This window comes from Woodsholea maritima DSM 17123 (genome assembly GCF_000382325.1).
Taxonomy (GTDB): Bacteria; Pseudomonadota; Alphaproteobacteria; order Caulobacterales; family Maricaulaceae; genus Woodsholea; species Woodsholea maritima.
Window position 1 is genome coordinate 1,148,260 of sequence record NZ_KB908056.1, and the last position, 7,964, is coordinate 1,156,223.

Annotated in this window: 6 protein-coding genes; 2 read left to right on the plus strand and 4 right to left on the minus strand. The window is 50.9% G+C overall.

The window, feature by feature from the left end:
• Positions 1-63 precede the first annotated feature (63 nt).
• Both H151_RS0105545 and H151_RS0105550 read right to left on the minus strand, forming a co-directional pair.
• A complete protein-coding gene (locus H151_RS0105545) occupies positions 64-2,352 on the minus strand; it encodes an ATP-binding protein (protein ID WP_019960655.1) in 2,289 nt (762 codons plus the stop codon).
• A 186-nt stretch (positions 2,353-2,538) separates the two neighbouring features.
• The gene (locus tag H151_RS0105550) at positions 2,539-3,135 is read right to left on the minus strand and encodes a TetR/AcrR family transcriptional regulator (RefSeq protein WP_169336709.1); all 597 of its coding nucleotides are present in this window, start codon (positions 3,133-3,135) and stop codon (positions 2,539-2,541) included.
• A 444-nt stretch (positions 3,136-3,579) separates the two neighbouring features.
• On the opposite strand from H151_RS0105550, the gene H151_RS15545 reads away from it, so the two are divergent.
• Complete coding sequence (locus H151_RS15545) at positions 3,580-5,232, plus strand: alanine/glycine:cation symporter family protein (RefSeq protein WP_019960657.1); 1,653 nt, start codon at positions 3,580-3,582, stop codon at positions 5,230-5,232.
• A gap of 59 nt (positions 5,233-5,291) precedes the next feature.
• Here H151_RS15545 and H151_RS15550 read toward each other — a convergent pair whose 3' ends face one another.
• Positions 5,292-5,750, minus strand: a complete 459-nt coding sequence (locus tag H151_RS15550) for a GNAT family N-acetyltransferase (RefSeq protein WP_019960658.1) — start codon at positions 5,748-5,750, stop codon at positions 5,292-5,294.
• Entirely contained in the window at positions 5,743-6,204 is a 462-nt protein-coding gene (locus tag H151_RS16895; protein WP_019960659.1) for a VanZ family protein, read from the minus strand. The genes H151_RS15550 and H151_RS16895 overlap by 8 nt, the downstream gene beginning before the upstream one ends.
• On the opposite strand from H151_RS16895, the gene bioB reads away from it, so the two are divergent.
• Positions 6,203-7,201 carry a biotin synthase BioB gene (gene bioB, locus H151_RS0105570; RefSeq protein ID WP_019960660.1) on the plus strand — a complete coding sequence of 333 codons (999 nt, stop codon included), beginning with the start codon at positions 6,203-6,205 and terminating at the stop codon, positions 7,199-7,201. The genes H151_RS16895 and bioB overlap by 2 nt on opposite strands.
• The last annotated feature ends 763 nt before the right edge of the window (positions 7,202-7,964 follow it).

A 7,964-nucleotide genomic window follows, 5' to 3' on the forward strand; every position in this document is an offset into this window, starting at 1 on the left:
GCGCCATTTCCTTATACCTGCGCTGAGCTGGTTGGGGGCAGTAGCTTGTTCAAGCTCCTAGTCCTAATGCGGTTGCACGATAGGCAATAAGAAATGGAAAGTCGTTCCACGCCCTTCGACGGTGTCGAAAGTTACGCTACCGTGGAAGGCCTCAATCAACGTTTTCGTGATATGAAGGCCCAACCCGCTGCTGCCGTTCTGGTTTGAGTGTGAACTATCCGCTTGGGTGAAGCGATCAAAGACCTTGTCACGAAAAGCCTTGGGGATGCCCGGCCCGTTATCGCTGACTGAAATTCTTACATGATGCTGGCCGCTGAGTTTAACGCGAATTGTCACGCTCTCACCGCTTGGAGAAAATTTTGCGGCATTTGAAAGCAAGTTCAACAAGGCCTGATTGAAACGATTGGGATCAAGATGTACCCATGCTGTTTCCACTTCAGTTTCTAGGTGAAAGTGAACGCCATAGGTTTGCGCTAAGCCTAAATGATGCTCGACGCATTCTTTAACTAAAGGAATGATATTGACGTCCTCGCAATTATACGCAAGGCGACCAGAAGACATCTTCTCGACATCTAAGATATCATTCACGAGGTGTGATAGCTTTCTACAGCTGTTATGCGCGCTCTCTAAGAGACTATAATCATTTGGAGGCATAATTTCCCTAGAGTTCAACATAAGAGACTCTATAGATTTAAATATATTGCTCAAAGGTGCTCGAATTTCAATATTAACTTTTGAAATAAGATCGTTTTTTATAATGTCTATTTGTTTGCGATCAGATATGTCCCGAGCGGTTAGGCAGAATAGCTCATCCTGTGGCGTAATGATTTCGCTTATAATAATGTCAGCAGGAAAAATAGTGTTATTAGCACGCTGTGCGATAGTTTCAGTATTTTTTCCAATGATCTCATAAGTATTTTGCATTAATGAAGCATTGATATTATCTGTGTTATAACTGATTAAATTTGGAAAGAGTTCGTGAATGAGTTTGTGTGAAATCTGATCTCTGGAGAGTTGAAATAATATTTCACAAGAGCCGTTAGAATAAGAAATTTCACCTTTGTGGTTGAATACAAGAATGGCTTCGGAAATATTTTCTAATATTGAGCGGTTTTTTGCCTCTCTTTCTTCAAGTTCTCGGACTAATTTCTGGAATGTTTGTGCGAGTATTCCTATTTCATCCTTTTGATCTAGGGGTAAGTTTAAGTCATTCGCGAAAATGGGTGTTTGCGTGCTTTGGGCTTGGCGATAGCGGCGCATTTCTTTTGAGATGACCAAAAGGGGTGTCGTCAAAAAATGCGCGAGGGCGAAGGCGATGGACGTCATTAGAATAGAAGCAATGCATATAGTTAGTATGCTTTCGTATTTAATTGAATTTGCATGTTGAGTTGCTTCTTTTTGATCAATTTGAGTTATTATATCTATATATGAGTTTTGTATGCTTGGATTTAGCCAGTATCTTATTTTATAGTTTATCGTGTCCTGGATTGAAAAACTTGTATCCTCAGGATGGGCAATAGCGTAGGTTATAGCAGGATCAGGGTCATAGACATTGTTCAATGTGTATTGTGAAGAAATGATGGAGCGACTGTATCCATCAAATATAAAATAATCGCCTGTGTTATTTGAAATTATGGTATCCACATTCGGTGATATATCTAATATTTGATCTTGAATTAAAGTATCATAATTGGCATTGATAACAATCATGCCAAATAGTTCAACATTTTCATTAAATATCGGAACGATAATGCGAATTGTTGGTGTTAGGCTTGGGTCTATTCTGCCATTTTCTCGGTTAAATGTAACTTCGGAGTAATATAGCTCCCCGGGGTTGAGCTTCATTCCTTCTTGAAAGTAAGGTTCATTTTGCTTGCGTTGCAGGTGATCTGGCGAAACGCGTTCAAAGCCCCTTTGGTTAGCATTGACCCGAACAATTTCCCGTCCGCGATCATCAATCCCGACATAACGCATTTGGGTGTAATAGGGGCGCGTCTCCATCATCGCGATAAAGATCGTTTCTAAGCGTGTGCGCCACAATTCCAGGGATGAGCCATCAAGCGGGTCGGCTCCACCGGCGCGGATTGTGCGGATAACCCCCTGGATCGGGGGGGTATGGGAGACGATAATCGCATCGGTATGCATATTGCGGAAGGCTTCGCCTAATCGCGTCGAGATGATTTCGGTTTGCCGGCCAAGATTGTCTACGGCTAAGCTATAGGTAACCTGGGTTACACGTTTGTAGGCAAGCAGACCCACTGCACTGGCGCTGACAAACGCGATTAAGGTCGCGAGGGCGATCAGGCGGGTCCGCAAAGAGTATGGCTTCAGCAAACTCAATAAATCACGCATTGGCTCTAGCGAGGTAACGGGGTGCGCAAGTGGGCTTACACACTGCTCTTCAAGTGGCTTTGATTAGTAACGCGAAGTGTTTAGATGCAGTTACGCTTAAAGCCGGCTGGTTTGAGGGTGAAGCCGGGTAAACGTAGCGGGCAAGGAAGCGCTCGCCTATTCCCACACCTATGGGGTTATGCGTATCTAGACAGTCTCGGGTGAGATTAGGTCTAGTTCGTTTTTCCGTCTCTGGCGCCAGCGCTCCATAGAGAAAAAAGTTACGCAGCGTTCAAAGATCTGCGGATCATTCATACCTTGGGCCAAAATCATGGCTCCGGCTAAAAGGGCCAGGGTTCTAAGCGCTCCATCGCGTCGGCTTGCACTGGCGGCATGGGGGTCCATTCGCGTCAGGCCCTCTTCCATCCAGTCGGCAAGGCTTTGGTTGAAGTTTTGAATATGAACAACGATGTCATCGGGCAGGGTCTTAATTTCGCTATTTAGGCGTAGACACAAGCAAACTCGACCCTCTTTGATCAGCATATCGCTAAAGACTTGTGCGAGGCGTTGGATGGGGTCACGATCGGTGGCTGGGCCAAGTTTTGTGAAAAAATCCTGGCGGTAACGCTTAATCACTTCAATCGCGAGGTCTGTTTTCGTTGCGTAATGGTAATGCACAGCAGCAGTGCGGACATTCACACCGTCGGCGACATCGCGGATCGTGAAGCCATTAAAACCCTTATCGCATAAAAGGGCTTCGGTTTTAACCAAGATGGCCTCGGCTTTCGATGGACGGGTGGCCACACTTACCTCCGATTGCATATGCATTATAGTCTGGGCATAGGCAAATGTGGTGTAATTATAATTAACGAGACGTGATATTCCGGGTTTATCGCTTACGTCTATATTTCTATGAGGCTTTATTGAGCGCGTTTCATCCTGGTGCCCAGGTTGTGGTGGGGGGATATACGAAGGGTCGGGGTTAGATGCTTTCGCCTGTGTCGTGGGGTGAAGCGGTTATATTTTATCGAATTTCTACAGTTGGGGGGCAAAGGGTAAAGAAAAAGAGGGGTGATCTTATTCAAGTTCTTGAAATTAAATAGAAATAAAGACTTCCTTATGATTGATTCTTGTAAAATTTTACCTTTAATTCATGTCGCCTTCGCAGGTGCACAACACATAAAGGCTTTTTCTTTTCCTCTGTCTCAGTAATCATGCCCCCAAAGGTTATCGATCGGGGGATACCGAATGCAGAATTTCTATGACTTGGTGACGCAGGTCAGTGATTTCCTTTGGAGCGGACCAATGGTGGTTCTGCTTTTAGGGACTGGTCTTTACTTTATGATCCGCTTGAAGTTCCGGCCGATTTTACGGCTCTTCCCAGCGATGGGCGAGCTGTGGGCTGGGCGCAAGGCTGGAGATGGCGCGGCCGGGGCGATTTCGCCGTGGCAGGCGTTATCGACGGCGCTTTCGGGTCAGGTCGGCACAGGGAATTTGGCGGGTGTGGCAACCGCGATTTCTCTGGGTGGTCCTGGCGCGGTGTTCTGGATGTGGATGACGGCTCTGGTGGGCATGGCTGCGGCCTATGCCGAATCGAGCTTGGCTGTGCGTTATCGTGAAACCCACCCAGATGGGCGCGTACACGGCGGTCCGATGTATTACATCAAGAACGGGCTGGGCAAATGGTGGACTTGGCTTGGCATTCTGTTTGCCATCGGTACGCTGTTTTCAGCGTTGGCCACCGGTAACATGGTTCAATCGAACTCGATCACTCAGGCGATGACAGAGGCCTCGGCCGGTGTTGCGCGCTCTGCACCCTGTTTCACCACTGTGGGGCGCACCGCAGTCACGATTGAGGGCCAACCTCAGCTGGTGTTCGCCAGCGGGTGTGACATCGCAGAGGCTGGCAATAATGGTGTTGTAACTGCTCATCTAGATGATGGTACGTCGATTGATGTTGCGGGCACGGATTTCACGGTGGTTCTGGCCAATTGGGTGCCGGGCATCATCATTGCCGTTGCGGTCTTCATCGTGATCATTGGCGGGATCCAATCTATTGGGTCGTTTGCCGGTAAGGTCGTGCCTTTTATGGCTTTGGTCTACGTCGTTGCGGCGGGGGTCATTCTGGCTTTGAATGCTTCGCATTTGCCATCGGCTTTCATGCAAATTTTCCATGACGCCTTTACCGGGTCCGCGGCGACGGGGGGCTTCTTGGGCTCATCCATCATGATTGCGATGCGCTTTGGTGTGGAGCGGGGCCTGTTCTCAAACGAGGCCGGTCAGGGCTCTACGGCGATTGCGCACGCGGCCTCTAAAACCGATAGTCCAGTGCGCCAGGGCGAGATCGCCATGGTCGGGACTTTTATTGACACCATCGTCATCTGTACGATTACGGCTTTGGTGATTTTGGTGGTTCAGGGTGCTTACCCTCATGGGGCCGAAACCGTGGATTATGCCTGGATGTCTCAGCTGGAGGCCTCGGAGGTTACGACTGCGGTCTTCCGTGAGAGCCATATTCCGGCCGGTGGCTTCCTGATTGCGATCTGCTTGACGCTGTTTGCCTTCACCACCATTTTGGGCTGGTCATATTACGCTGAGCAGGCTTTGACCTATCTGGTGGGCGATTGGGCGACCAAGCCTTTCCGCTTCATCTGGGTGATTATGGTCTTCTTCGGCGCGTTGCAGCAGGTAGACTTCATCTGGATGCTGGGCGGTATCGCCAATGCCGCGATGGCTGCGCCGAACTTAATCGCGATCTTGATGCTATCGGGTGTCGTGGTGGCTTACACCAAGAAAGCCGATAAAGACGGCCAAGGCGCGACACCGGCCGGTGTTGATGAAAAGCCAGCTATAAAAAGTAGCTCTCCTGACGATTTGGCAGAAGATGATCTAGATAAATAGATCTCGCTCTTTTGCCTGAATTTAAAACCCTCCCCATCTGGGGAGGGTTTTTTCTTGACCTAGCATTTGCGTTCCAAGTGAAGCAGAGGGTAGGGTCGGCCTTGATCATCAAGATCGGATCGGCCGATCACCTCAAAGCCGCTCTGAAGATAGAAAGCTGTACTGCCTGGGTTTTGCTCATTCACATCCACGCGGAGCGCCTGGTCGCCGACCCGCTCTTGAGCCACGTTTATGAAGCGCCGGCCAAGGCCCAGGCGGAACACATCAGGATGCAGGAAAAGCGCATCAATCATTGTTTCGCTCATCCCCATAAAACCGACAAGTGTGCCGCTTTCATCCTTGGCGACGATCAAGTCAGCATCTGGAAAATAGGCCCGGCGCAGGATGTCAGATAGATCAATGAAGTCCTTAGCCTTGAGGAAATCATGGGTCGCACGCACACTTTCGGCCCAGATGGTATGCAGGCGCTCTAAAATCTCAGGGCTACGCTCTGGGGGAAGATCAAAAAGTTCAAACATTAGACATTTTCGTCTTCAGTAAATAAGTCAAGGGGATAGCTAGAATAAGACCGAGAATAAGACCGATGAAGTCGGCCAGCACATCGAACAAAGAAAAGGTCCGACCGGTAAAGCGCTGAGCGAGCTCAATAGCCAAGCCATAGCCGAGCCCTAATATGATGATTTTCCACATCGCCAGCTTGGGAAAGGCGAGCTGAGCGGTGAGCGCCAGCACGCAGAACGCGGCAATATGGTTGATTTTGTCCGCGCCCCAGACATCGAGGTGGGCCCTGGCCGTGGGTTCTAGGGCCAACGCGGTGATGATCAGAACTTCAAAGAGCAAAAGGATTTGTAACCCCGTACGCAAGGGCGACTGAGCGTGAACAGCCCTCAAGGCTTGCTCTCTCCAGCCAGGCTTTTTACCTTGCGCCGCATCGACGCTTCGGCCTTCTTTGACATGAGGATCATTCTGCATGAGCGACCTATTGCGCGACCTGGACCTGTTAGCAAGCCCACGTTTTAACTGGAGCCGGGCTGAGGCTGAAGCGATTTATACCGCCCCTTTTGCGGATTTGATCTTCGCCGCGCAAAGTGTTCATCGCCAGTTTCATCAGCCCAATGCGGTGCAGAAATCGCAATTGCTTTCGATCAAAACCGGGGGCTGCGCCGAAGACTGTGGTTATTGCAATCAATCCGCGCATTTCGATACGGGGCTGAAAGCCAGCAAGTTGATGCCCGTAGACGAGGTGCTGGACGCCGCCCAGAAGGCCAAGGAAGGCGGGGCGAGCCGGTTCTGCATGGGCGCGGCCTGGCGCTCTTTAAAGGCGCGCGATGAAGACGCGATCTGCGAGATGATCACCGGGGTCAAGGATTTAGGCCTGGAAACCTGCATGACTTTGGGCATGCTCGAAGACGGTCAGGCGCAGAAACTCAAAGCCGCGGGCCTTGATTATTACAATCATAATCTGGACACCTCGCCTGAATATTATGAGAAAGTCATCACGACGCGGACCTATCAGGATCGCTTAGAGACGCTCAATAAGGTACGCGATGCCGGGATCAATATCTGCTGCGGCGGCATTATCGGCATGGGTGAAAGCCGTGAAGACCGCATTGGTCTGTTAGTGGAGCTGGCAAGCCTTGAACCGCACCCTGAAAGTGTACCAATGAACCATTTGGTGCCAGTGGGCGGGACGCCTCTACAAAATGTCGAGCCACTTGATGGCCTGGAATTCGTGCGCGCCATTGCCACCGCACGCTTGATGATGCCGCGCTCTGTCGTGCGCCTGTCGGCGGGCCGTGAAGGGATGAGCGGTGAGCTGCAGGCGCTCTGCTTCTTGGCGGGTGCCGGCTCGATCTTTGTCGGTGAAGAGCTTCTGACGACGCCCAACCCGGCCCTTCGTGAAGATCACCACATGTTCGCCCAGCTGGGCTTGGAGCCTATGGCTGCGCCGTCTTTCCCAGCGGAGTAGGGCTTTAAAGTCAATGCTTTCTCCTTCAGTCTGCAACACCTGAAGGGGGGCTTGGAGTATGGACCCCGGCTCAAGGCCGGGGACGCGTGCCGCGTCGGCCACGAGAAAGCCAGTAAAGTCCTCCCCTGCTTTAGCGGGGGAGGTGGCCTGAACGGCCGGAGGGGGCGTTTGTGAGAAAGTGTAGCGCCTGCCCCCTCAGTCAGCTTCGCTGACAGCTCCCCCGTAAACAGGGGAGCACAGGCCCTCAAGTGGGCGGCATCATAGAGGTGCGCGCCCGCAGCGCGAGCGAGGATAGTTAAAGAAAAACTGTCACCCCAAACTTGATTTGGGGTCCATGCCGGATGGGTCGAGCAAGGTTCTGATCGTGCAGATTATACGGCAAGCTTACGGCATGGATGCCAGATCAAGCCTGGCATGACACCCTAGCCTAAACCCTGTCATTCCGGACTTGATCCGGGATCTATGTGCTTTGATGGCAATCTCAATAGATCCCGGGTCATGCTTTGTTGTGCGCTACCGCCTATCGGCTACTTGAGCGCTAACGCTTGCCCGGGATTGTTTGTTGTCGGTGGTGTTAGGGTAAAGGGGAAGCTGCGACCCTTAACCCGCAGCTTCAGCGTCAGGCGACCGTCCCGGGGTTGGGTTTTCACCCGCTGTCATCATGGCTCCCTGACGCTTCCCTTTTCCCGCTTGGAGAGTTGATTGGGCCTCTGGCTGACACCCACGCCCGCAAACAATCCGAAGCACGTCAAGGATAGCACAG